The sequence below is a fragment of the Curtobacterium sp. VKM Ac-1393 genome (genome assembly GCF_015350995.1).
Lineage (GTDB): Bacteria > Actinomycetota > Actinomycetes > Actinomycetales > Microbacteriaceae > Curtobacterium.
Genome location: NZ_JADKRW010000007.1, coordinates 216,452 through 240,980, shown reverse-complemented (window position 1 = coordinate 240,980; position 24,529 = coordinate 216,452). Strand labels below are relative to the sequence as shown.

Sequence of the window (24,529 nt, the reverse complement as noted above, 5' to 3'; positions counted from 1 at the left end):
GATTCCCGCGAACTGTCGGCGGGGATCTGTCGCTTTCGCGGAGGGGTCAGGGTGCGCCGAGCGAGATCTGTCGATTCCGTGGGACGGCGCGACGGGTCAGGACGTCGTCAGGACAGGCGCGAGCCGGGGCCGACCACGGGGGCACTGCCGGTGGCCTCGGACAGGATGGCGTCGAACGCGACCCGGGCGGTGCGGTGTTCGCCGAGCCGGTTCGGCTTGCCGGTGCCGTGGTAGTCGCTCGACCCCGTGACGAACAGGCCGTAGCGCGCCGCCCAGTCGAGCAGGGTGCGCTTGCCGTGCGCCAGGTTCTCGCGGTGGTCGACCTCGAGCCCGCCGAGCCCGGCGTCGACGAGGTCGCGGAGCATCGGCTCGTCGATGACGATCCCCCGCGACGAGGCGGCCGGGTGCGCGATGACCGGGACGCCGCCGGCCCTGCGGATGAGTTCGACGCCGCGCAGGGGGGACGGCGCCTCGTGCGGTTCGTAGTAGCCGGAGGCCGGGTGCAGGATGCCGCGGAACGCAGCACTGCGGTCGGGCTCCAGGCCCCGCGCGACGAGGGCGTCGGCGATGTGCGGCCGGCCGATCGTCGCTCCGGGGCTGGCCTGGGCGATCACGTCGGCCCAGGTGATCGGGTGGTCCGCGCCGATCCGGTCGACCATGCGGCGGGCACGCGAGAGACGGCCGTCGCGGATGCGGTCGGTCTCCTCGAGCAGGCCGGGGTCCGCGGGGTCCACCAGGTAGCCGAGGACGTGCACGCTGCTGAAGCCGATGCGGGTGCTCAGCTCGAGCCCCGGCACGAGGGTCAGCGGCAGTTCGCGCGCGGACTCCGACGCGTCGGCCCAACCGGCGGTCGTGTCGTGGTCGGTCAGCGCGACGGCGTCCAGGCCGGCGGCCGCGGCCGCTCGGACGAGCTCCGCGGGTCGCTCGGTGCCGTCGGAGACACTCGAGTGCGCGTGCAGGTCGATGAACGGGTCGGGCACGTCGACAATGCTATCCACAGGTGAGCGGCCGCACAGGACGCCGGCGCAGCGCGGTGCGATGATGGAGCCATGGCCGACACGACTCCCCGCGCGACGAGCAACCGTTCCACGACCCCCGGGTCCTCGACCTTCAAGGACTTCATCGGGTCGCAGTGGGCGGACCGCGGACAGGCGATCCCGCAGCCCCGAGAGCAGGCCGCGTTCGCCGCCGAACGCCGGGCGCGCATCTCCGAGCAGCACCCGGGTCGCACGATCGTGGTGCCGGCCGGCCAGGCCAAGGTGCGCTCGAACGACTGCGACTACCCGTTCCGCCCGCACTCCACGTTCGCCCACCTGACGGGTTGGGGCACCGACACGGTCGTCGGTTCGGTCCTCGTGATGACGCCGAACGGCTCCGGGCACGACGCCACGCTCTACTTCCGCGCCACCGCCGGTCGTGACTCCGAGGAGTTCTACGCGAACCCCGAGATCGGCGAGTTCTGGGTCGGCCCGCGGCCCTCGCTCGACGCCGTCGCCGCGGACCTCGGGCTGGCCACCACCGACCTCGGCGCGTTCACCGACGTCGCCGACGGGCTCGACGCCTCGGTGCTGCTCGTGCGCGAGGCCGACGACGACCTGACCCGCACCCTCGACGCGCGCCTCGGCACCGCACTCGGCGGGGCCACCGAGACCGACGAGGCACCGGCGACCGACGACGTCCTCGCCCGCGACCTGTCCGAGCAGCGGCTCGTGAAGGACGCCTACGAGGTCAACGAGCTCCGCAAGGCCGTCGACGCCACCAAGCACGGCTTCGACGACGTGATCGCCGACTTCGACGCGGTCCTCGCGCACCCGCGTGGCGAGCGCATCGTCGAGGGCACCTTCAACCGCCGGGCACGTGCCGACGGCAACACGGTCGGCTACGACACCATCGCCGCGTCCGGCCACCACGCGTGCATCCTGCACTGGACCCGGAACGACGGCGCCGTGCAGCCCGGCGACCTGATCCTCATCGACGCCGGGGTCGAGGTCGACTCGTTCTACACGGCCGACATCACCCGAACCCTGCCGGTCAGCGGCACGTTCTCGCCCGTGCAGCGCATGGTCTACGACGCCGTGCTCGAGGCAGCCGACGCCGCGTTCGCCATCGTCAAGCCGGGCATCACGTTCCGTCAGGTGCACGCCACCGCGATGGAGGTCATCGCCCGCAAGACCGCCGAGTGGGGCTTCCTGCCGGTCTCGGCAGAGGAATCGCTCGAGCCGGACAACCAGTTCCACCGCCGCTACATGGTGCACGGCACGAGCCACCACCTCGGCCTCGACGTGCACGACTGCGCCAAGGCACGTCGCGAGATGTACCTCGACGGCGTCGTGCAGGCCGGCATGGTCTTCACGATCGAGCCCGGACTGTACTTCCAGCAGGACGACCTGACGGTGCCCGAAGAGTTCCGCGGCATCGGCGTCCGGATCGAGGACGACATCCTGGTGACCCAGGACGGCGCCGAGAACCTGTCGGTGGGCATCCCCAGGACCCCCTCGGAAGTGGAGGGGTGGATCGCCCGCTCCGGCCGCTAGCCTGAACGGGTGACGACGCCCGACGCCTCCACCGACACCGGCACGCCGCAGTTCTCGATCGAGGTCGAGCACTTCGACTCACCGGACGCCCAGCGGCTCCGCGCCGCACAGCGGCTCGAGATCGACCGGGCGTACGGCGGGGACAACGAACCCGGCGAGAAACCCACTGCCGAGACCATCGCGGTGTTCTTCGTGGTGCGCGACGACACCGGCACGCCGCTGGCCTGCGGCGGCCTCCGGGTCGTCGACGACGGCATCACCGAGATCAAGCGGATGTACGTCCGACCGGAGTCCCGCGGCGTCGGAGTCGCGTCGGCACTCCTGCGCCGGCTCGAAGAGGCCGCGCTGGACCTCGGGTCACCGGCGCTCGTGCTCGAGACGGGCAACGAACAGAAGCGCGCCGTCGGGTTCTTCGAGCGCGAGGGGTTCACGCGCATCGCGAACTTCGGGCCCTACGTCGGTGCGCCGTCGTCGATCTGCTACTCGAAGGTGCTGTAACCCGAGCACGGCGAGTCCGAGCCCGAGCCCGAGCCCGAGCCCGAGCCCGAGCCCCGACCCTGCACCCGTCAGGCGCGCTCGTCGCCCTTCGAGGACGACGGGGACGACGGGGACGACGAAGACGAGGGCGCCGACGGTGCCGGCGGCGTCGCGCCGGGCACCCGCTCGCCGTACTGCGGCGGGTCCTGCGGACGGCGCTCCGGGATCGCCGGCCCACCCGATGCCGGACGGTCGGCAGGAGCAGCGGCTCCGGGAGCCGCGTTCTCGCCGTACCGGGGTCCGTCGTTCGTGCCGTAGCGCGGCGCACCCGGGGCGGTGGGCGCACCCGTCTGCGTGTCGGGAGCCGACGTGCCGGACTGCTGCGGGCCTCCCGGCTGCTGGTGGGGTGTGGCGTGCCCGCCGTACGGCGACTGCTGCTGCGGCGGGGCGGGACGCCAGGGCTGCTGCTGTGGCGCCGACGCGCCGGGGCCGCCCTGCTGCGGGCCCTCGTTCCAGTGCGTGGACGGCGTCGCGCCGTGCTCACCGAGGATCCGCTGCGCCTGACCGGTCAGCTGCGGGTTGACGACGATCTGGTAGTTCGTCGCGAGCACCTGGTGCACGCTCGTGAAGTCGCGCTGGCGCTTCGTGATGGCGAACGAGACGATGCCGTAGAGCATGCCGAACGCGGCACCGATGATCGCGGCGGCCAGGATGAGGCCACCGGAGCTCGGCGAGAACAGGGTGAGCACGATGCCGAAGAAGATGCCGAGCCAGAGCCCCGAGAGCGCACCGGCGATCGCGGCCCGTCCGTAGGTCATCTTGCCCGTGACGCGCTCGACGGTCTTCAGGTCGTTGCCGACGATCGACAGCTGGTTGACCGGGAAGTCGGCCTCGGCGAGCTTCGCCACGACGCGCTGGGCGTCGGGGTAGCTGTCGTAGGTGCCGAGGACGTCGCCCTTGGGCAGCGTCGGGAAGGCCTGGGCGGTCCTGCCGGCGAAGGGACTCTGATTGCTCACACAGCCATCATTCACCGCACACCTTGCGATCGCACGTGCACCGCCGGGGAAGCAGCAGCACGCAACCGACTACGCTGGGTCGGGTGAGCGCCACGAAGGTCTTCGTCGCCCGCCTCGCCGGGTGCTCCGTCTTCGACCCCGCGGGCGACCGCGTGGGCAAGGTCCGGGACGTCCTGGTGGTCTACCGCCGGGCTGATCCCCCGCACGTCGTGGGGTTGATCGTCGAGGTGCCGGGCAAGCGCCGCATCTTCGTCAGCGTCGGCCGGATCACCTCGATCGGTGCCGGCCAGGTCATCACCACTGGGCTCGTCAACATGCGCCGCTTCGAGCAGCGCGGCGGCGAGGTCCGGGTGATCGCCGAGATGCTCGGCCGCAAGGTGCTCATCAAGAACCAGCGGATCCGCGCCACCATCGAGGACGTCGCGATCGAGGACCGCGGGCAGGGCGACTGGGAGGTCGCGCAGCTCTTCCTCCGCAAGCCGAAGACCACGCCGTCGCCGTTCGGCAAGGGCCCGACGACGTTCGCGACGTGGAACGAGGTCACCGAGGACGAGCTCCCCGGCGAGGCACAGTCCGCCGAGCACGTCATCGCCGCGTACTCCGACCTGGTGCCGGCCGACCTCGCGAGCACCCTGCTCGACCTGCCCGAAGAGCGCCGGTTCGAGGTCGCCGAGGAGCTGCCGGACGACCGGCTCGCCGACGTCCTCGAGGAGATGCCCGACCAGGAGCGCGTCGAGATCCTGTCGCGGCTCGAGGATGCCCGCGCGGCCGACGTCCTCGACCAGATGCAGCCGGACGACGCTGCCGACGTCCTCGCGCAGTTCTCCGACGAACGGAGCGAGGCGCTCCTGCAGCTCATGGAGCCGGAAGAGGCGCAGGACGTCCGCATGCTCCTGGAGTACGAGCCGGACACGGCCGGTGGTCTGATGACCACCGAGCCCGTCATCGTCTCGGCCGACGCCACCGTCGCCGAGGGGCTCGCGCTCGTCCGCCGCCACGACCTCGCCCCGGTGCTCGGCGCCGCGGTCTGCGTCACGCTGCCGCCGTACGAGCCGCCGACCGGTCGGTTCCTCGGGCTGGTGCACTTCCAGCGGATGCTCCGCTACCCGCCGAACGAGCGGCTCGGCACACTCATCGACCAGCAGACCGAGCCGGTCCGGGTCGACGCGAGCGCCGCCGAGGTCACCCGCGTGATGGCGACCTACAACCTGCTGTCCGTCCCCGTGGTCGACGACGCCCACCGCCTCGTCGGGGTGGTGACGATCGACGATGTCCTCGACCACGTCCTGCCGGACGACTGGCGAAGTCAGGGCGAGGGGGAACCCTCACCGCTTCCACGCCAACGCCCGCGCAAGACACCCGTGACGACGGGAAGGAGGACCACCCGTGGCCCGAACGGATGAGAACCGTCGCGATCGCGAGCGCTCCGACGTCCGCCTCGACTCCCCCAAGGGCATGCGCACGCGTGTGCTCCCGACCCGCCGTCGCGGCGGCCGCGGTGACACGTTCGGTCGCGCGACCGAGGGCATCGCGCGGGGCATGGGCACGCCGTGGTTCCTCATCGGCCTCACCCTGTTCTGCGTGGTCTGGATGGGCTACAACACCCTCGCGCCGAAGCCGTGGCAGTTCGACTCGGCGGCGATCGGCTTCACCGCGCTGACCCTCGTGCTCTCCCTGCAGGCCTCGTACGCCGCCCCGCTGATCCTGCTCGCGCAGAACCGGCAGGACGACCGCGACCGCGTGCAGTTCGAGCAGGACCGGCAGCGCGCCGAGCGCAACCTGGCGGACACCGAGTACCTGGCGCGCGAGGTCGTGGCGCTCCGTCTGGCGATGCGCGACATGGCGTCGAAGGACTTCATCCGCGCCGAACTGCGCTCGCTGCTCGAGGAACTCGACCGGCGCGACGCCGACGACGCCGGCTACGCGAACGAGCCCGGCAACTCCTCCCGTGGCTGACGCGGTCCCCTCCGACGAGCAGCTGGGCACGGCCGTCCTCGCGGCGCTCGGCCGCGTGATCGACCCCGAGATCCGTCGGCCCGTCACGGAGCTCGACATGATCCGTGGTGTCGACGTGCAGCCGGGAGGCACGGTGCGCGTCGACCTGCAGCTCACGATCGTTGGGTGCCCCGCCGCCGACACCATCGAGCGCGACGTGCGCGCCGCCGCCGGTTCCGTGGACGGGGTGTCGTCGGTCGACGTCGACGTGTCGGTCATGGCCCCCGCGACGCGTGCTGCGCTCACGGAACGTCTGCGGGCCGGCCGGCCTCGCGGCGTCCAGTTCACCCCGGACTCGCTCACCCGCGTCATCGCCGTGACGAGCGGCAAGGGCGGTGTCGGCAAGTCGACGGTCACCGCCAACCTCGCCGTCGCGCTCGCCCGCCGAGGCCTGCGGGTCGGGGTCGTCGACGTCGACGTGCACGGCTTCAGCATCCCCGGGCTGATGGGGCTGACCGACGAGCACGGTGTCGCACCCCGTCCCACCCGGGTGGACAGCATGATCCTGCCGCCCGTCGCCCACGACGTGAAGGTCGTGTCGATCGGCATGTTCGTCGACGACGCCTCGACCGCGGTGTCGTGGCGCGGCCCGATGCTGCACCGCACGGTGAACCAGTTCCTGACCGACGTGTTCTTCGGCGACCTCGACGTGCTCCTGCTCGACCTGCCACCCGGCACCGGCGACGTCGCGATCTCCGTCGGCCAGCTCCTCCCGCACGCCGAGGTCCTCGTCGTCACCACCCCGCAGGCCGCCGCGGCCGACGTCGCCGAGCGCAGCGGGATCGTCGCACGCCAGACCGGCCAGCGGGTGATCGGGGTCATCGAGAACATGGCGGGCCTCGTGCAGCCCGACGGCTCGGTCCTGCACCTGTTCGGTGAGGGCGGCGGCGCCGAGACCGCCGCACGGCTGTCCCGCGGACAGGACGCCCCCGTGCCGGTGCTCGGCAGCGTGCCGCTGTCGGTGCCGCTGCGCGAGGGCGGGGACAGCGGCCTGCCGGTCGTGCTCGGTGCGCCGGAGGACCCTGCGGCGGTCGCCCTCGCCGCGATCGCCGACGGCATCACGACGATGGGGCGCGGACTGGCCGGACGGAGGCTCGGCCTGTCGCTGTCCTAGGCTCGTCAGCATGAGCATGGATCACGTCAGCGTCGGCTGGGACCGCGCCCGCGACACGAACCGCGCGAACTGGGACGACCGCGTCCCCCTCCACGAACGCGCCTACGCCGTCGACGAGCTGTCCGACCCGGCGCACCGCTCCGACGTCGTGCGCGACGACCTGCCGGCGCTCACCCCCTGGCTGCCGAACGGATCGCTCGAGGGGCTCGACGTCTGCCACCTGCAGTGCCACATCGGCACCGACACCGTGTCGCTCGCTCGCGAGGGCGCCCGGCTGACCGGTGTCGACTTCTCCCCCGCGGCGCTCGCCTCCGCCGCCGGCCTCGCGACGCGGCTCGGACTCGACGTCACCTGGGTCGAGACCGACGTGCTCGACGCCCGGGCCGCGGTGACGGGCGACTTCGACGTCGTCTACACGAGCATCGGCACGATCACGTGGCTCCCCGACCTCGACCGTTGGGCCGCACAGGTCGCGGGGCTACTGCGTCCGGGCGGGGTGTTCTTCATCCGCGACGGCCACCCCGCGCTCTACGCCCTGGACGAGTCCGCCGACGAGCTCGTCGCCCGCTACCGGTACTTCCCCGACGGCACGGCGCAGCAGTGGGACGACGCCGGCACCTACGCCGGCGACGGCACGGTCGCGAACTCCCGGACGTTCGAGTGGCCGCACCCGCTGTCCGAGATCGTGAACGCCCTGCTCGGTGCCGGGCTGCGCCTCCGCCGCCTGGACGAGGGCCGCACGCTGCCCTGGCGGTTCAGCCCGCGAATGGAGGACACCGGCTCCGGGTCGTGGGCCTGGCCGGAGCACGACCGCGACCGGATGCCGACGACGTACACGATCGTGGCGACCCGCGACTGACCTCGAGGCACTGGTCCGCTCGACGCATCCTGTGTGTTCGTTCATGGACAGGTCGTTCCACCTCGGAGCATTATGCAAGGGCATTGCACAATGCCCTTGCGGAATGTGACCGCCTGGGCTCCACCCACCGGACGACGACGTCCGGCCGAGGACAGGAGAACCGTGTGAACCAGAAGAGCCGAATGCGATCAGGACTCGTGGCGACGATCGTCGCCGCGGTCGTCGCCGGGGGATCGCTCGCAGCAGCGCCGGCACTCGCCGCCACCACCTGCGCCACCGCGTGGGGCGCCGGCACCGCCTACAACGGCGGCGCCACCGTCAGCGAGAACGGGACGAACTACACCGCGAACTGGTGGACCCAGGGTGACGAGCCCGCGACCCACTCCGGGGCGACGGGCAGCGGGCAGCCGTGGACCTCGACCGGAGCCTGCACCGGCACCGGCGGCGGCACCACTCCTCCCGGTGGGGGAACGACGACCCCCGGCACGGGCGGGAGCGGCGGTACTGCCAAGGGACTGGTGTTCAGCCCGTACAAGGACATCACCGTGAACCTCGACTGGAACACGAACGTCATGAACACCGCGGTCACCGGCTCACGGATCCCGGTGGTCGGCTCGAGCAACAGCCTGGTCTCGACCCGCGAGCCAGGCCTCAAGGCCATCACCCTCGCCTTCGCGACCGGCACGTGCGGCAGCGAGAACTGGGGCGGCGTCGCGGCGGATGCCTTCGCGAACGCCAACATCCCGAAGCTCGACGCCGCCGGGGTGAACTACATCGTCAGCACCGGTGGCGCTGCCGGCTCGTTCAAGTGCTCGGGCGCGGCACTGCAGTCGTTCATCGCGCGCTACGCCACCCCGCACATGATCGGCGTCGACTTCGACATCGAGAGCGGGCAGTCCGCCGCGGACGTGCAGAACCTGGTGAGCGCCGCGGCCCTCGCCCAGACGAAGTACCCCGGCATGCGCTTCTCGTTCACGCTCGCGACCCTCGCCGCCAGCGACGGCTCGTACGGCGGACTGAACAGCACCGGCGACGCCACCGTGAAGGCGATCAAGGCGTCGAACCTGACGAACTACACGATCAACCTCATGACGATGGACTTCGGCCGCGCGACCGCCGCGAACTGCGTGCTCTCCGGCTCCACCTGCCAGATGGGCAAGTCGTCGATCCAGGCCGTCACGAACCTGCAGCACACGTACGGCATCGCGTCGTCGAAGATCGAGGTCACCCCGATGATCGGGGTCAACGACACCACGGACGAGGTCTTCACCCTCGCCGACGTCGACACCCTGTCCGCCTACGCCAAGGCGAACGGCCTCGCCGGCATCCACTACTGGTCGCTCGACCGGGACACGCCCTGCGCCTCGACCACAGCGTCGTCCACCTGCAGCTCCGTCCCGAGCGCGCCGGCACTCGCCTGGACGGACCGCTTCCTCGCCGACCTGCAGTAGTCGTCACCACAGGCGGACGGGTGGCCCGGTGCCAGCTGGCACCGGGCCTCCCGTCCGCCTCGTGGTCACGTGACGGGCGTCAGGTCGCTTCCGCGTCGAAGGGTGGCGCTTCTCCCGCGGCCAACGGCACGACGGGAGCCGTCGCACGCACCTTTGACGCCGTCACCTGCGCGGTCTGGACCGCTGCGGCGCTGCTGGCGCCGCCGGAGTCGAGGAGCGCGTCGCGGATGATCCGGCGGGGGTCGTACTGCCGCGGGTCGAGCTTCTGCCACTCGATGTCGTCGAACTCGGGGCCCATCTCGTCGCGCATCCGCTCCTTCGCGGTGTCGGCGAACCGGCGGACGGCCTTCACGAACTCGGCGAGCTTCTGGGCGTACATCGGCAGGCGCTGGGGCCCGAGCAAGAGCACGGCAATGATCCCGATGATCAGGATCTTGTCGAGCGGGATGTTCACGTGAGCGAGCCTAACCCGTGCGGCTCCGATGCACCCCTAGAGTTGTGACCCGAACGGAGTGTGCGTGTCAGAGAAAGAGTCGAACTGGAAGTTCGCCGAGGACATCGTCTCGGAGTCCGAGGCGATCGCCCGTGCACGTGAACACTCCCTGGAGCTCGGGGTCGAGGCGATCTCGCCCGCGATCGGTGCGCAGATCGGTGTCATCGCCGCAGCATCCCGCGCCACGAGCATCATCGAGATCGGGACGGGCCTGGGAGTCTCCGGGCTGTACCTGCTCGGCGGCGCGCCGGACGCGACCCTGACCACGATCGACGTCGAGGTCGACCACCAGCAGTTCGCCCGCGACGCCTACATCAGCGCCGGAACCGCGCCCGCGCGCATCCGGCTGATCCCGGGCCGCGCGAACCAGGTGCTCCCCCGCATGAACGAGGCGTCCTACGACGTCGTGCTCGTCGACGCCGACCCCGAGCACGTCATCGAGTACGTCGAGCACGGGCTACGGCTCGCGCGCCTCGGTGGGACCGTCCTGGTGCCGCACGCGCTGTGGCGCGGACGTGTGGCCGACCCGGTCAAGCGGGACCGGGCGACCACCGACTTCCGGCTGCTGCTCACCGAGGTGTCGACGTCGGGTGCGGTGCGCAGTGCGCTCTCGCCGGCCGGCGACGGACTGCTGCAGCTGACGAAGGTCACCGCGTAGCACCCGCCTCCGCGCGGTCACTCGAGGTGCCGCAGGTACCGCTCCGGCGACTCGAGGAACGAGCGCTGGTTGCGGACCAGGTCGAGGTCGTCCCACTCGGTGCGCCGGAACCCCCACTCGCCGACCTCGTGGATCGTCGCACCCGGGAACGCCGCCAGGACCGGTGAGTGCGTCGAGAGCACGACCTGCCCGACGCCGCTGTCGACGATCGACCGCAACAGCGCGATGAGCGTGAGGCACCCGGAGAACGACAGCGCCGACTCCGGCTCGTCGAGGATCCAGAGCCCCGGCCACTGCGCACGGTCGATGACGAAGTCGAGGAACGACTCCCCGTGGCTGCGCTCGTGGAAGACCGGCTCGGGGCGGGAGTGGTTGGGGTGCTCCTCGAGGTAGGTGAAGAACCCGTGCATGGTCTCGGCTCGCAGGAAGAACCCGCCGCGGGGAGCGCCGAAGTCCCGCCGCAGGACGATGTGCTCCCACAGGTCGGACTCGGACGGGCGCGTCGAGTGGTTCGCCAGGGTCGAGCCGCCCTCTGCTGACATGCCGAAGCGCAACGCGATCGCCTCGATCAGGGTCGACTTGCCGACACCGTTGTCGCCGACGAACACCGTCACCGGGTCGAGGTCGAGCCCCTCGTCGAGCAGCTGCCGCACCGGGGGCAGCGTCGCCGGCCAGACGTCGCGCGGCATCGGGTCCGGGTCGCGGTACTCCTCGACGCGGCGGATCGGCATGTGGGTCCTCGGCATGTGGGTCCTCGGCACGAGGCCATCCTGCCGGACGGGGCCGACAACGAGACGACGGGCCCGGCGCGTACACGCTCCGGGCCCGTCGTTCTGGTGCTTTCGACTGCTAGGCCGAGACGACCTCAGCGAGTGCGTCATGGAGTTCCTTGGCCTCGGCATCGTTGACCGAGACGACCAGGCGGCCTCCTCCTTCGAGCGGAACCCGCACGATGATGAGTCGACCCTCCTTAACAGCCTCCATCGGCCCGTCACCGGTCCTCGGCTTCATGGCTGCCATCAGATGTCCCCTTTCGCGAAGTACATGCTCGCTCATTATCTCGTATTGATGGGGCAACTGCGAAACTGCCCAGGTTGGGGGTGTCGGATCGCCGGTTCTTCGCGGGTTCCGTTCGTAACCTTGGCGGATGCCGAACATCCGCTCCATGCGCCGTCAGTCCCCCGACGGACGTCCCCACCGGTCCGAGGGGTCCGAGGGGTCCGGGGGGTCCGGTCCGGCCGGCCGGACCGTGCGGTCCGACGACGCGGTGCCGGCCGGGCTGCGGATCGGGGCGGCGTTCACGTGGCGCCTCCTCGTCGTGGGTGCCGGGCTCGCCGTGCTGGTGGCGCTCGTCGTGCTGCTGCAGGACATCGTGGTGCCGTTCCTCATCGCGCTGCTCGTGTGCGCGCTGCTCATGCCGATGTCGTCGTTCCTGCAACGACACCGGTGGCCGAAGTGGACGGCGGTGCTGTCGAGCCTGGTCGCCCTGGTGCTGGCCCTCGGTGGGCTGGCGCTGCTCGTGACCGAGCAGGTGCGGTCCGACCTGCCGTCGCTCGAACGTCGACTCCACCACAGCGTGCAGTCGCTGCGGACCCTGCTCGACAGCGAGCCGTTCGGGATCACCGAGAAGGACGTCGACTCGTGGGTGTCGAACGGCTTCGACTACCTGCAGGGCCACGCCGCGACGATCCTGTCCGGGTTCCAGGCGGCGGGCACCGGCGCCGTGCACGTGCTCGAGGGCCTCTTCATCATCGTGTTCACGACCCTGTTCGTGCTCATCGACGGCCCGCGCATCTGGGGCTGGGTCGTCCGGCTCTTCCCGCGACGGGCCCGCGCACGCATCGACGTCGCCGGGCACGCCGGGTGGAAGACCCTGACGAGCTTCATCCGCGTCCAGCTCGTGGTCGCCGTCACGGACGCCCTCGGTGTCACCATCGGCGCACTCGCGCTGCAGATCCCGCTGGCGATCCCGATCGGCGTGATCGTGTTCTTCGGCGCGTTCGTCCCGGTCGTCGGTGCGATCGTCGCCGGTGCGGTCGCGGTGCTCATCGCGCTCGTGTTCAACGGCTGGGTGCCGGCGCTCGTGATGCTGGGCATCGTGGTCGTCGTGCAGCAGCTCGAGAGTCACGTGCTGCACCCGTTCCTGACGGGAACCGCAGTGAAGGTGCACCCGCTCGGCGTCGTCCTCGGGGTGACCGCTGGGACGACGATCGCCGGGGTCGTCGGCGCGTTCTTCGCGGTGCCGTTCATCGCCACCGTCAACGCGATGGTCGTGGCAGCCGCGAACTGGCGGCCGGGCGACCCGGAGCCGATGTCAGCGACGGTGCCGAAGCGCGAGCGGAGTGGACCGGCCGCACGCCTCCTGGCCCGTGCCCAGGCACGCGAGCGCCGCCACGATCACGGCGGGGTCCAGTCGTAGCCGTCGATCCACCAGCAGTAGTACAGCCAGACCCACTGCAGGCCGATGAAGGCCACCACGACGGCCACGCGGTAGACGCGTGACCGCGGCAACGCCACGATGCCGAGCAGCGGCGCGATGGGCACGAGGATCCGCCAGGTGCTCGACTGCGGGAAGAACACGGCGAGCAGGTACACGACGTAGGCGATGCCCCAGAGCCGCAGCTCGATGCCGATCCGCCGTGCCGCGGGCATGCCGACGAACGCCGCGAAGCCGATGACCACGAAGGCCAGCAGAACCCCGCCCGCCGGCTGCCGGAACCACCAACCGAAGCCCTGGACCCACGGCGCGAACGGCACGAGTTCCTGCCACCCGACGTAGGACGACCGCCAGGCGAGTTCGGTGTCGGTGTACGCCTTCGGCACCCCGGTGACGGCCCAGGCGATCGCCGGCCACGCCAGGCCGACCAGTCCGGACACGACCGCCACCACGGCCGGCGGCACGAGGCTGCGCAGCGTGAGCGGCTCCGACGAACGCACCCACGCGGGCCGGATCGCCCACGCACCGACGAACAGCACGACGAGCAGCGAGAACGCGAGCCCGGTCGGGCGGGTCATGCCGAGCAGCAGCACGACGGGCAGCATCGTCCACCACCGCCGGTCGACCATGAGCAGGAGCGCGACGAGCAGCAGGAACAGGCCCATCGACTCGGCGTACGCGACCTGGAACATCGCGGACACCGGCGCCACGCAGAACAGCACGGTGGCGAAGGTCGCCCGCGCCGGGTCGAGGAAGCGCCCCATCAGGCGTCGGAACACGAGCGCGGCACCGAGTCCGGCGAGCAGCGAGACCGAGACCGCCACGAGTTCGAAGGACGCCCCGGTCAGCAGCATGAGTCCGCGCACCAGGAACGGGTACGCGGGCATGAAGGCCCACGCGTTCTCGGTCACGTGTCCAGCCGTGTCGACCGGCAGGACCGACGGGTACCCGCCGGTGGCGATCACGCGGTACCAGGCACCGTCCCAGATCGACGCGAACGACAGGTACGTCGGGTGCTGGACGGTGAATGAGTTCGCGGCCTGCACGCTGGCGAACGCCTGCATCATCACCCCGGTGACGAACCGGGCGAGCACGTAGACGACGGTGATGCGGACCCACCACGGCACCACCCGGTACCGGGCACGCCAACGAGCGCGAGCAGGGGTCGACCGGGACACCCCGGCCGTCGTCAGGCCGTCAGCCACCGACGGAGGCCCGCTTCGACCGCGGTGATCTGCGCGACCGGCACCTGCTCGTCGTCGTGGTGGGCGAAGACCGGCTCACCGGGCCCGTAGTTGACGGCGGGCACCCCGAGGGCCGAGAAGCGCGCGACGTCGGTCCAGCCGTACTTCGGGCGGGGCTCGGGGCCGCCGACGGCCGACACGAAGTCCTGCGCCAGCGGCGCGTCGAGCCCGGGGCGGGCACCGGCGGCGAGGTCGACGATTGTGACGTCGTACCCATCGAAGAGCTCGCGGATGTGTGCCACGGCTTCGTCGGCGGAGCGGGACGGCGCGAACCGGTAGTTCACGTGCACCATCGCCTCGTCCGGGATGATGTTGCCCGCGATGCCGCCGCTGATGCCGACGGCGTTCAGACCCTCGCGGTACTCCAGCCCGTCGACCGTGACGGTGCGGGGCTCGTAGGCGGCCAGGGTCGCCAGGATCGGCGCCGTCTTGTGGATCGCGTTGTCGCCGATCCAGCTGCGGGCACTGTGCGAGCGCTTGCCGAACGTGCGGATCTCGGCACGGAGGTTGCCGTTGCAGCCGCCCTCGATCTGCGCGCCGGAGGGCTCCCCCAGGATCGCGAAGTCGGCCGTCAGCAGTTCCGGCCGCGTCCGGGCGAGGCGACCGAGGCCGTTCAGCGCGTCCGAGACCTCTTCGTGGTCGTACCAGACCCACGTGACGTCGACCGAGGGTTCGACCAGGTCGTACGCGAGCTTGAGCTGCACGGCGCAGCCGGCCTTCATGTCGACGGTGCCGCGGCCCCAGAGGATGTCCGTGCCGTCGTCGGTGGTGCGGAACTCCGTCGGCAGGTTGTCGTTGAGCGGCACCGTGTCGATGTGCCCGGCGATGACGACCCGGCGGTCACGGCCGAGGTTCGTGCGTGCGACGACCGCGTCGCCGTCACGGATCACCTCGAGGTGCGGCAGCGGTGCGAGCACCGCCTCGATCGCGTCGGCGAGGGCCTGTTCGTTGCCCGACACCGACTCGATGTCGCAGATGGCACGGGTGATGTCGATGGACGAGGCGGTGAGGTCGAGCTGCTCCGGCATGCGGTCACCTTATCGGCCGTCGCCCCCGTTGCGCTGGCCCCCGGCACGGCGGTCCGGGAGGCACGGTGCGGGTCCGCAGCGTCCGTCCGGTCGGTCCGGTGCTCCCGTCCGGTGCGTCGGTACCCTGGTGCGGTGACCGACACGACTGCCTCCGCCCGCCCGACCCACGCCTGGGGCCACGGCCTCGCGACAATCGCCGCCGACGGCACCACCCTCGACACCTGGTACCCGGAGACCCACCTCGGCCCGCTGCCGGCCGACGCGGTGTTCCCCGACGGGCTGCAGGTGCACGTGGGCGACGATCCCCGGCGCGAGGTCCGCATCGAGGCCGTCACGACCGAGGTCACCATCGACGCCGCCCCGACCAGCACCGAGGACGCGTACCTGCGCCTGCACCTGCTGAGCCACCTGCACGTGCAGCCGAACACGATCAACCTCGACGGGGTCTTCGGGTACCTGCCGATCGTCGCGTGGACGAACGCCGGCCCGGTCCACCCGGAATCCCTGAACCGCCTGCGCCCGTCGCTGCAGCGCGCCGGCATCGCCGTGCACGCCATCGACAAGTTCCCGCGCCTGGTCGACTACGTCGTGCCGGACCGCGTCCGCATCGGCGACGCCAACCGTGTCCGGCTCGGCGCCCACCTGGCACCGGGCACGACCGTCATGCACGAGGGCTTCGTGAACTTCAACGCCGGCACCCTCGGCGACGCCATGATCGAGGGGCGCGTCTCGCAGGGCGTCGTCGTCGGCAACGGCACCGACATCGGCGGCGGGGCCTCCATCATGGGCACCCTGTCCGGCGGTGGCACGCACCGCGTCTCCCTCGGTGAGCGTGCGCTGCTCGGCGCGAACGCGGGCCTCGGCATCTCGCTCGGCGACGACTCGGTGATCGAGGCCGGCCTGTACGTCACGGCCGGCACGAAGGTCGTCCTGGTCGGCGCCGCCCCGAACCCGGACGGCACGCCGAAGACCGTCAAGGCCGCCGAGCTGTCCGGCACCCCGAACATCCTGTTCCGGCGCAACAGCCTGTCCGGTGCCGTCGAGGCGCTGCAGCGCAAGGGCGAGGGCATCCAGCTCAACACGGCGCTCCACGCGTAGGACGCGCCGGACGGGAGGCCCGTGGCCACGCCGCCACGGGCCTCCCGTCCGTCACGGAGTGAGCAGAAGACGACGGGTCCTGTCTCAGGACCCGTCGTCTTCTGCGCACTGGACGCGCGTCAGCGCGCGGGGAGGTCCCGCTTCGGGGCGCCCACGTAGAGCTGCTGCGGGCGACCGATCTTGTTGAGCGGGTCGTTGTTCAGCTCGCGCCACTGCGCGATCCAGCCGGGCAGGCGGCCGATCGCGAACAGCACCGTGAACATGCGCGGCGGGAAGCCCATCGCCTTGTAGATGATGCCCGTGTAGAAGTCGACGTTCGGGTAGAGCTTGCGGTCGATGAAGTACTGGTCGCTCAGCGCGATCTGCTCGAGTTCCTTCGCGATGTCGAGCAGGTCGTCCTGCACGCCGAGCGACTCGAGGACCTCGTCAGCCGACTCCTTGACGAGCTTCGCGCGGGGGTCGTAGTTCTTGTAGACGCGGTGCCCGAAGCCCATGAGCTTCACGCCGCGCTCCTTGTTCTTCACCCGCTCGACGAAGCGCTGCACGGGCTCGCCGGAGTCCTTGATCTGCTGCAGCATCTCGAGCACGGCCTCGTTCGCACCGCCGTGCAGCGGGCCGTACAGGGCGTTGATGCCGGCGGAGATCGACGCGAACATGTTCGCCTTCGTCGATCCGACCAGGCGGACCGTGGCGGTCGAGGCGTTCTGTTCGTGGTCCTCGTGCAGGATGAGGAGCCGGTCGAGGGCCTTCGACAGCACCGGGTTCGGCTGGTAGGTCTCGGCCATGGTGCCGAAGTTCAGGCGCAGGAAGTTGTCGACGAACGACAGCCCGTTGTCCGGGTACAGGAACGCCTGCCCGATGGACTTCTTGTGGGCGTAGGCGGCGATGACCGGCAGCTTGGCGAGCAGCCGCACGGTCTGCAGCTCGACCTTCTCCGGGTCGTCGACGTCCATGTCGTCCTCGTAGTACGTCGACAGCGCGCTGACGGCGCTGGACAGCACGGACATCGGGTGCGCCGAGTGCGGCAGCGCATCGAACAGGCGGCGCAGGTCCTCGTGCAGCAGGGTGTGCCGGCGGATACGGGCGTCGAAGTCGGCGAGTTCGGACTCGTCGGGCAGCTCGCCGTAGATCAGGAGCCACGCGACCTCGAGGAAGGTGCAGTTCGATGCGACCTGGTCGATCGGGTAGCCGCGGTACCGCAGGATGCCCTGGTCACCGTCGATGTAGGTGATGGCGCTCTTGGTCGACCCGGTGTTCACGAACCCGTAGTCGAGCGTGTTCATCCCGGTCTGCTTCTTGAACGTCGAGATGTCCACCGTGGACGCGCCGTCGACACTCGGCAGGATCGGGAACTCCGCGCTGCCGCCCGGGTACGTCAGCGTCGCGGTCTCGCCCGTCTGTTCGGCGGCGGGACTCACGGGCACGGGCGTCGTGGGCGGTGTGGCCGTCTTCTGAGCGTCGTTGGCAGTGTCAGTCACGGTGACAGCCTAATCGCGGCGTCTGTCGCTCGTGCACACATCGATGGTCACGATGTGGTGGGAACCCCCGATTGCGCTGTGGGCTACGCGGTGCCGAGCCGCCGACTGCTGGCGAGCCGCTGCGCTGCCGCCGCGATCCGCTCGTCGGTCGCCGTGAGCGCCACCCGGACGTGGTCGCCGCCCGCCGCACCGTAGAACGTGCCCGGAGCGACCAGGATCCCGCGGTCGGCCAACCAGGAGACCGTGTCGAGCCCGGGCTCACCGCGGGTCGCCCAGAGGTACAGGCCGGCCTCGCTGTGGTCGACGCGGAAGCCGGCGTCCTCGAGTGCCCGTCGGAGCATGTTCCGGCGCGCGCGGTAGCGGGCCTTCTGCTGCTGCACGTGGGTCTCGTCCGCCAGCGCGACGATCATGGCTTGCTGCACCGGCAGCGGCGGCATGAGCCCCGCGTGCTTCCGGACCGCGAGCACGTCGGCCAGGATCCGGGCGTCACCGGCGACGAACGCCGCGCGGTACCCGGCCAGGTTCGACTGCTTCGACAACGAGTACACGCTGAGCACACCGTCGACCGAGTCGCCGACGACACGGGGGTCGAGGATCGTTGGGGTCGGCGTGGTGGCGTACTCGGGGTCCCAGCCGAGTTCGGCGTAGCACTCGTCGCCGACGATCACGGCGCCGAGTGCCCGCGCACGCTCTACCGCGACGCGCAGCTCGTCGATCGACAGCACCCGACCGTCGGGGTTGCCGGGCGAGTTGAGCCACACCAGCTTCGTCGTCGCGGGCCACGCCGCCGGGTCGTCCGAGGCGAGGGCATCGGCGCCGACCAGGGCCGCGCCGAGTTCGTAGGTCGGGTACGCGGCAGCCGGGAACACGACGGTGTCGCCGGCGCCGATGCCGAGCCAGAGCGCCAGTCCGGCGATGAACTCCTTCGAGCCGATCGTCGGCAGCGTGTGCGCCTCGGTCAGCTGCACCCCGTGCCGGCGGCCGTACCAGTCGGCGATCGCCTGGCGGAGGGCCGGGGTACCGGCGACCTGCGGGTAGGCGTGCGCGTCCGTGGCCTCGGCCAGGGCACGCCGGACGACCTCGGGCGTGGGGTCGACCGGCGAACCGACGCTCAGGTCGACGATGCCGCCCTCGTACGCCGCCGCGCGCTGCTTGAACGGGACGAGCTGGTCCCAGGGGAAGTCGGGCAGGTCGAGCGCCACGTGCGGCTCCGGATCAGCCGCGGGGCGGTTCGGCCATGATGACCGGGTGGTCCTTGTGGATCACACCGACCTTCGCGGCACCGCCGGGCGAGCCGACCTCTTGGAAGAACTCGACGTTGGCCTTGTAGTAGTCGGCCCACTCGTCGGGCAGGTCGTCCTCGTAGTAGATCGCCTCGACCGGGCAGACCGGTTCGCACGCACCGCAGTCGACGCACTCGTCGGGGTGGATGTAGAGCGACCGGTCGCCTTCGTAGATGCAGTCGACGGGGCATTCGTCGATGCACGCGCGGTCCTTGACGTCGACACAGGGCTGGGCGATCACGTAGGTCACGGTTCGGGTGCTCCCTTCGACGAGCGGGTTCGAGTCTACTCGTGGCCCGGGGCCGTCCGGGACCGCAGCCCCGACAGGTCCGGCCACGCGAGCACGAGGGCGGCGATGACGGCGGGGGCGAACGTCCACACGTACCCGGCGGCGTTCGCCAGCACGAGTGGCGAACCCTGCCCGCCGACCGAGACGAGCACCTGCGTGGCGACGAGGATGCCGATGCCGATCGCCGCGACCATCGCCCGCGACCGGAACAGCAACCGGATGCCCACGGTCAGGCCGACCACGATCAGGGTGGTGACCACCAGGCCGATCGGGAACGCCGCGGCGCCGATGGTCTGCTGGTGCGTCACGGTGCCGAGGCCGCCGGTGACGAGCCCGAGCACGAGCGAGACGGCGACCGCCGCGACCTTGCCCTGGCCGGACATCTCGGCGAAGGTCTGCGGTGCCGGCGGCTGCGGGTCGGCATCGTGCCGGAAGGCCTCGACCGCGGGAGCGTGTTGGCGGACGCCGTGCGGCATCACCCACGACAGGGCGGTCGGGTCGGCGGGGTCCATCGGGTCGACGGTGACCTGCGAGCGGTACTGCTCGACGGCGGCACGGAGCTTCGCGCGGACGGGCAGGACGTCGACGGTGACGTCGGCAGCGCCGTCGGCCCCGGAGCCGTCCGGAGAGACGATCATCGAGAACGCAACCTCTTCGGCGCGGGCCGCGTACCGGGCGGCGTGGTGCACGCGGACGTGGTCCGGGTGGCCGTAGCCGCCGTCGTCGGCGTAGCTCACGACCGCGTCGGCACCGGTGGACCGGATCGCGGCGCGGACGTCGTCGACGACCTCGCCGAGGTCGGCAGCGGTCAACGAGTCGGCGGGGGCGTCGTCGGCAGCGGTGGCCCGTCCGTCCGGGCCCCACTGCATGCCGGAGTCGGTGTACCGGCGCTCCGGCAGGTCGGTCGGGCGGGCGCCACGACCGCCGAGCCACAGGTGCGTGGGGCCGCCGAGGGCTGCGAGCGCCCCGGCGATCTCGGTCTCGCGGTGTGCGGCGACCCGGGGGCCGTCGCCGGCCAGTGGCGCGAGCCGCTCGGTGAGCATCTCGCCGCGCTCACCGCGTGTGGCCGTCAGCACGGTCACCTCGGCACCGAGCTCGAGCAGGGTGGCGATCGTCCCACCGGACGACAGGGTCTCGTCGTCGGGGTGGGCGTGCACGAACAGCACGCGTTCGGGGCGGGTGGCAGCGACCTTCGACATCGGGTCCCAGCGTACGGGTTCGTGCCTAGCGGGGCGTCACGATGTAGGTCGCGGTGACGCCGTCCGAACCGTCGGAGAACGTGAGCACGACGCGGTAGGCGTCGCTCCGGAACATCCCGAACGCGCTCGACGAGTCCGCGCGCTTCGCCGACTCGGTGTAGCCGGCGTCGGCGAGCTGCTGGGCCGCGGCAGCGAAGTCGTCGACCGATCCGGCGCGGACCTGCACGACCCACCCGGAACCGTTCGGTCCCGCTCCCCCGCCGAGCACCGTGCCGTCGACGAGTGGCACGTCGGTCGACGGGAACCCGTCCGGCACCTTGCCGTCGGAGGTCACGTTCGCGCCCTTGAGCGCGGTGTCGAGCGCACCGTCGATTCCACCCGCCACCGAGGACATGCCGTCCTGGATCGCCTTGCCGTCGATGCCGGCGACGCCGTCCGCGACCGTCGACGCGACAGAGGATCCGAGATCCGTCGCCTGCTTGACGGCGTCGGACGAGCAGCCGGTGAGTCCGGCGAGGGCGATGCCGGCAGCGACGGCGGCGATCAGCGGGGTACGGAGGGAACGCATGTCGCGACCGTAACGGGTGAGCCGGGAGGCCCGTGGCGAGTTGGCTGTGAACGTCCTGTCCCTGGGACCATCACGCGCGCGGCGGGGCCGCCCCGCGCCTCCCGTCCGTCAGGCGACGTAGGCGCGTGTCGCGGCCACCAGGGCGTCGACGCCCACCGGGATCGCGGTCTCGGCCTGCGGCGCGTAGAACGGCGAGTGGTTGCTCGGGATGTCCTCGCCGCGACGGAACAGCTCCGGGTCGGTGATGCCCGTGAACCAGTACACGAGCGGGACCCCGGCCGCGGTCGCGAGCTGACCCACGTCCTCCGACGCCATCGCGAGCCCGATCTCGAGCTCGCGTGCACCCGGCACGGCGGCGCTGACGGCGGCGAGCACGCGGGCGGCGGACTCCGCGTCGTTCACGGTCACCTCGGCACCCGGCGACCGCACGATCGTCGGCTCCGGCAGACCACCGGCGTCGCTCTCGGCCCGGACGATCCGCTCGATCGAGGCGATGATCCGAGCACGGGTCTCCTCGTTGCGGGCACGCGTCGAGATCTCGATGACCGCCTGGTCGGGGATGATGTTCGCGCGCGTGCCGGCGTGGAAGCTCCCGACGGTCACGACGCCGGCGTCGCTCGGCGAGACCTCGCGCGACACGACCGTCTGCAACCGGACCACTGCCGACGCGGCGGTGACGACCGGGTCGAGCGAGGCCTGCGGCGCGGAACCGTGCGCCCCGCGACCGTTGAACGTCACGGTGAGCCGGTCGCTCGACGCCATCACCGGGCCGGACCCGATCGCGACGATGCCGACCGGTGCGGGGGCCGAGTGCTGACCGAGCACGACGTCCGGCTTCGGGAACCGCTCGACCAGGCCGTCCTCGACCATGGCGCGGGCACCAGAGATGACCTCTTCTGCGGGCTGGAAGACGCCGACGACCGTGCCGTGCCACTCGCTCGTGGTCGCCGCCAGGCGCTCGAGCGTGCCGAGCAGCCACGTGACGTGGATGTCGTGGCCGCAGGCGTGCATCGTCGGGACGTCGTTGCCGTCCTCGTCGGTGCCGCGGTGCTGGCTGGCGTAGGACAGCCCAGTGCGCTCCTGCACGGGCAGGCCGTCCATGTCCGCCCGCAGCCACACGACCGGGCCGGCACCGTTCGACAGGACACCGACGACGCCGGTGCCGCCGACGCCCGTGGTCACCTCGATGCCGCCGATCTCGGCGAGCCGGTCGGCCACGATGCCCGCGGTGCGGTGCTCCTGGAATCCGAGCTCGGGGTGGGCGTGCAGGTCCTGGTACAGCGAGAGGAGGTCGAGAGTCACGGCATCCACCGTAACCCCCGACCTCCTCAGGTCGTGCGCTTGCTGACGCGACGCGTCGCTTCGTGCTTACGCGTCCTGACGCTTCAGGCGCGCGTACGAGCGCTGGCGAGCCGACGCGTCGAGCTCGACCTTGCGGATGCGGACGACGGCCGGGGTGACCTCGACGCACTCGTCCTCGCGCGCGAACTCCAGGCACTCCTCGAGGGAGAGCTGGCGCGACGGCGTCATCGACTCGAAGGAGTCGGCGTTCGCCGAACGCATGTTCGTGAGCTTCTTCTCCTTCGTGATGTTGACGTCCATGTCGTCGGCGCGCGAGTTCTCGCCGATGACCATGCCCTCGTAGACCTCTTCGGTGGGGTTGACGAAGAACGTCATCCGCTCCTGCAGGTTCGTGATGGCGAACGGCGTGACGACACCGGAGCGGTCGGACACGATCGAGCCGTTGATGCGGGTCTGGATCGGGCCGGCCCACTCGTCGTAGCCGTGCGAGATCGCGTTGGCGATGCCGGTGCCGCGGGTCTCGGTCAGGAACGACGTGCGGAAGCCGATCAGGCCGCGCGACGGGACGATGAACTCCATGCGCACCCAGCCGGTGCCGTGGTTCGTCATGTTCTCCATGCGGCCCTTGCGAGCGGCCATGAGCTGCGTGATCGCGCCGAGGTACTCCTCCGGCGTGTCGATCGTCATGTGCTCGTAGGGCTCCTGCAGCTTGCCGTTCTCGTCACGCTTGGTGACGACCTGCGGCTTGCCGACGGTGAGCTCGAAGCCCTCACGACGCATCTGCTCGACCAGGATGGCGAGCGCGAGCTCACCACGGCCCTGGACCTCCCACGCATCGGGACGACCGATGTCGAGGACCTTGAGCGAGACGTTGCCGATGAGCTCGCGGTCGAGGCGCTCCTTGACCATGCGGGCGGTCAGCTTGTGACCCTTGACCTTGCCGACGAGCGGGCTGGTGTTCGTGCCGATCGTCATCGAGATCGCCGGGTCGTCGACCGTGATGGTCGGCAGCGGACGGACGTCCTCGGGGTCGGACAGGGTCTCGCCGATGGTGATCGTGTCGAAACCGGCGACGGCGACGATGTCACCGGGGCCCGCCGACTCGGCCGGGTAGCGCTCGAGCGCCTTGGTGATGAGGAGCTCGGTGATGCGGGCGTTGACGACGGTGCCGTCGTGCTTGACCCACGCGACCGTCTGGCCCTTCTTCATCGTGCCGTGGAAGATGCGCAGCAGCGCGAGGCGACCGAGGAACGGCGACGCGTCGAGGTTGGTGACGTGGGCCTGCAGCGGGTGCTGGTCGTCGTACTTCGGCGCGGGGACGTGCTGGAGGATCGCTTCGAAGAGCGGCTCGAGGTCGTCGTTGTCGGGCAGCTCGCCGTCGTTCGGCTTGTTGCGCGACGCGGCACCGTTGCGGCCGGAGGCGTAGACCACCGGTACGTCGAGGATCGCGTCGAGGTCGAGGTCGTCGACCTCGTCCGCCAGGTCGGACGCCAGGCCGAGGAGCAGGTCCTGCGACTCGGAGACGACCTCGTCGATGCGGGAGTCGGGGCGGTCCGTCTTGTTGACGAGCAGGATCACCGGGAGCTTGGCCGCGAGCGCCTTGCGGAGCACGAAGCGCGTCTGGGGCAGCGGGCCCTCGGACGCGTCGACCAGCAGCACGACACCGTCGACCATGGACAGGCCGCGCTCGACCTCGCCACCGAAGTCGGCGTGACCCGGGGTGTCGATCACGTTGATGGTGATGGGGCCGTCCGCGCCGAACTCGGTCGCGTGCTTGCCGTTGTAGAGCACCGACGTGTTCTTCGCGAGGATCGTGATGCCCTTCTCGCGCTCGAGGTCGTTCGAGTCCATCATGCGGTCTTCGCCCTCGAAGTGGGCGTCGAACGAGTTGGTCTGCGTGAGCATCGCGTCGACGAGGGTGGTCTTGCCGTGGTCGACGTGTGCCACGATGGCGACGTTGCGCAGGTCGGACCGGGTGGCGAGCGCCATACAGGACATCCTTCAAT

24 protein-coding genes are annotated in these 24,529 nt (G+C 70.9%); 10 read left to right on the top strand and 14 right to left on the bottom strand.

Annotation, left to right across the window (positions count from 1 at the left end; translation table 11 throughout):
* Positions 1-107: 107 nt before the first annotated feature.
* Positions 108-980, bottom strand: coding sequence for a PHP domain-containing protein (locus ITJ59_RS16640; RefSeq protein WP_194652392.1), 873 nt, complete (start codon positions 978-980; stop codon positions 108-110).
* Between the two features lie 69 nt (positions 981-1,049).
* Here ITJ59_RS16640 and ITJ59_RS16635 point away from each other — a divergent pair, with 69 nt between their 5' ends.
* Entirely contained in the window at positions 1,050-2,534 is a 1,485-nt protein-coding gene (locus ITJ59_RS16635; RefSeq protein ID WP_194652391.1) for an aminopeptidase P family protein, read from the top strand.
* A gap of 9 nt (positions 2,535-2,543) precedes the next feature.
* Entirely contained in the window at positions 2,544-3,032 is a 489-nt protein-coding gene (locus tag ITJ59_RS16630) for a GNAT family N-acetyltransferase (protein WP_194652390.1), read from the top strand.
* 68 nt (positions 3,033-3,100) lie between these two features.
* Here the strand turns inward: ITJ59_RS16630 and ITJ59_RS16625 are convergent, their stop codons facing one another.
* Entirely contained in the window at positions 3,101-4,027 is a 927-nt protein-coding gene (locus ITJ59_RS16625; RefSeq protein WP_194652389.1) for a general stress protein, read from the bottom strand.
* A gap of 83 nt (positions 4,028-4,110) precedes the next feature.
* Here ITJ59_RS16625 and ITJ59_RS16620 point away from each other — a divergent pair, with 83 nt between their 5' ends.
* The 5 genes from ITJ59_RS16620 (at position 4,111) to ITJ59_RS16600 (ending at position 9,446) form a co-directional block, all read left to right on the top strand.
* The gene (locus tag ITJ59_RS16620; RefSeq protein ID WP_123313343.1) at positions 4,111-5,430 is read left to right on the top strand and encodes a magnesium transporter MgtE N-terminal domain-containing protein; all 1,320 of its coding nucleotides are present in this window, start codon (positions 4,111-4,113) and stop codon (positions 5,428-5,430) included.
* Between the two features lie 52 nt (positions 5,431-5,482).
* A complete protein-coding gene (locus ITJ59_RS16615) occupies positions 5,483-5,983 on the top strand; it encodes a DUF1003 domain-containing protein (protein WP_194652447.1) in 501 nt (166 codons plus the stop codon).
* Complete coding sequence (locus tag ITJ59_RS16610; protein WP_194652388.1) at positions 5,976-7,136, top strand: P-loop NTPase; 1,161 nt, start codon at positions 5,976-5,978, stop codon at positions 7,134-7,136. The genes ITJ59_RS16615 and ITJ59_RS16610 overlap by 8 nt, the downstream gene beginning before the upstream one ends.
* A gap of 10 nt (positions 7,137-7,146) precedes the next feature.
* Entirely contained in the window at positions 7,147-7,995 is an 849-nt protein-coding gene (locus ITJ59_RS16605) for a class I SAM-dependent methyltransferase (protein WP_194652387.1), read from the top strand.
* Positions 7,996-8,177: 182 nt separating this feature from the next.
* Entirely contained in the window at positions 8,178-9,446 is a 1,269-nt protein-coding gene (locus tag ITJ59_RS16600; RefSeq protein ID WP_228511666.1) for a carbohydrate-binding protein, read from the top strand.
* A gap of 79 nt (positions 9,447-9,525) precedes the next feature.
* Here ITJ59_RS16600 and ITJ59_RS16595 read toward each other — a convergent pair whose 3' ends face one another.
* A complete protein-coding gene (locus tag ITJ59_RS16595) occupies positions 9,526-9,900 on the bottom strand; it encodes a twin-arginine translocase TatA/TatE family subunit (protein WP_123340711.1) in 375 nt (124 codons plus the stop codon).
* Positions 9,901-9,964: 64 nt separating this feature from the next.
* On the opposite strand from ITJ59_RS16595, the gene ITJ59_RS16590 reads away from it, so the two are divergent.
* Positions 9,965-10,597, top strand: a complete 633-nt coding sequence (locus tag ITJ59_RS16590; protein ID WP_123294100.1) for an O-methyltransferase — start codon at positions 9,965-9,967, stop codon at positions 10,595-10,597.
* A gap of 17 nt (positions 10,598-10,614) precedes the next feature.
* Here ITJ59_RS16590 and ITJ59_RS16585 read toward each other — a convergent pair whose 3' ends face one another.
* Both ITJ59_RS16585 and ITJ59_RS16580 read right to left on the bottom strand, forming a co-directional pair.
* On the bottom strand, positions 10,615-11,343 hold the full coding sequence (locus tag ITJ59_RS16585; protein WP_194652386.1) for an AAA family ATPase: 729 nt from the start codon (positions 11,341-11,343) through the stop codon (positions 10,615-10,617).
* 103 nt (positions 11,344-11,446) lie between these two features.
* Positions 11,447-11,617: a DUF3117 domain-containing protein gene (locus ITJ59_RS16580; protein WP_017887054.1), complete on the bottom strand. Its 171-nt coding sequence runs from the start codon at positions 11,615-11,617 to the stop codon at positions 11,447-11,449.
* 127 nt (positions 11,618-11,744) lie between these two features.
* On the opposite strand from ITJ59_RS16580, the gene ITJ59_RS16575 reads away from it, so the two are divergent.
* Positions 11,745-13,016, top strand: a complete 1,272-nt coding sequence (locus ITJ59_RS16575; protein WP_228511665.1) for an AI-2E family transporter — start codon at positions 11,745-11,747, stop codon at positions 13,014-13,016.
* Here the strand turns inward: ITJ59_RS16575 and ITJ59_RS16570 are convergent.
* Together ITJ59_RS16570 and dapE are read right to left on the bottom strand one after the other, a co-directional pair.
* On the bottom strand, positions 12,995-14,239 hold the full coding sequence (locus ITJ59_RS16570; RefSeq protein WP_194652385.1) for a hypothetical protein: 1,245 nt from the start codon (positions 14,237-14,239) through the stop codon (positions 12,995-12,997). The genes ITJ59_RS16575 and ITJ59_RS16570 overlap by 22 nt on opposite strands.
* Entirely contained in the window at positions 14,224-15,306 is a 1,083-nt protein-coding gene (gene dapE, locus ITJ59_RS16565) for a succinyl-diaminopimelate desuccinylase (protein ID WP_194652384.1), read from the bottom strand. The genes ITJ59_RS16570 and dapE overlap by 16 nt, the downstream gene beginning before the upstream one ends.
* Before the next feature lie 132 nt (positions 15,307-15,438).
* Between dapE and dapD the strand changes: the two genes are divergently transcribed.
* On the top strand, positions 15,439-16,404 hold the full coding sequence (gene dapD / locus ITJ59_RS16560) for a 2,3,4,5-tetrahydropyridine-2,6-dicarboxylate N-succinyltransferase (RefSeq protein WP_194652383.1): 966 nt from the start codon (positions 15,439-15,441) through the stop codon (positions 16,402-16,404).
* Between the two features lie 119 nt (positions 16,405-16,523).
* Here dapD and ITJ59_RS16555 read toward each other — a convergent pair whose 3' ends face one another.
* The 7 genes from ITJ59_RS16555 to typA form a co-directional block, all read right to left on the bottom strand.
* Positions 16,524-17,822 carry a citrate synthase gene (locus tag ITJ59_RS16555; RefSeq protein WP_194652444.1) on the bottom strand — a complete coding sequence of 433 codons (1,299 nt, stop codon included), beginning with the start codon at positions 17,820-17,822 and terminating at the stop codon, positions 16,524-16,526.
* Positions 17,823-17,965: 143 nt separating this feature from the next.
* On the bottom strand, positions 17,966-19,084 hold the full coding sequence (gene dapC / locus ITJ59_RS16550) for a succinyldiaminopimelate transaminase (RefSeq protein WP_194652382.1): 1,119 nt from the start codon (positions 19,082-19,084) through the stop codon (positions 17,966-17,968).
* A gap of 13 nt (positions 19,085-19,097) precedes the next feature.
* Positions 19,098-19,415, bottom strand: coding sequence for a ferredoxin (gene fdxA / locus ITJ59_RS16545; RefSeq protein ID WP_123313334.1), 318 nt, complete (start codon positions 19,413-19,415; stop codon positions 19,098-19,100).
* Between the two features lie 35 nt (positions 19,416-19,450).
* Entirely contained in the window at positions 19,451-20,653 is a 1,203-nt protein-coding gene (locus tag ITJ59_RS19255) for a PIG-L family deacetylase (RefSeq protein WP_228511664.1), read from the bottom strand.
* 25 nt (positions 20,654-20,678) lie between these two features.
* On the bottom strand, positions 20,679-21,221 hold the full coding sequence (locus ITJ59_RS16535) for a hypothetical protein (RefSeq protein ID WP_194652381.1): 543 nt from the start codon (positions 21,219-21,221) through the stop codon (positions 20,679-20,681).
* A gap of 108 nt (positions 21,222-21,329) precedes the next feature.
* Positions 21,330-22,523, bottom strand: coding sequence for an amidohydrolase (locus tag ITJ59_RS16530; protein WP_194652380.1), 1,194 nt, complete (start codon positions 22,521-22,523; stop codon positions 21,330-21,332).
* 66 nt (positions 22,524-22,589) lie between these two features.
* A complete protein-coding gene (typA, locus tag ITJ59_RS16525; protein ID WP_194652379.1) occupies positions 22,590-24,512 on the bottom strand; it encodes a translational GTPase TypA in 1,923 nt (640 codons plus the stop codon).
* Between the last annotated feature and the right edge of the window lie 17 nt (positions 24,513-24,529).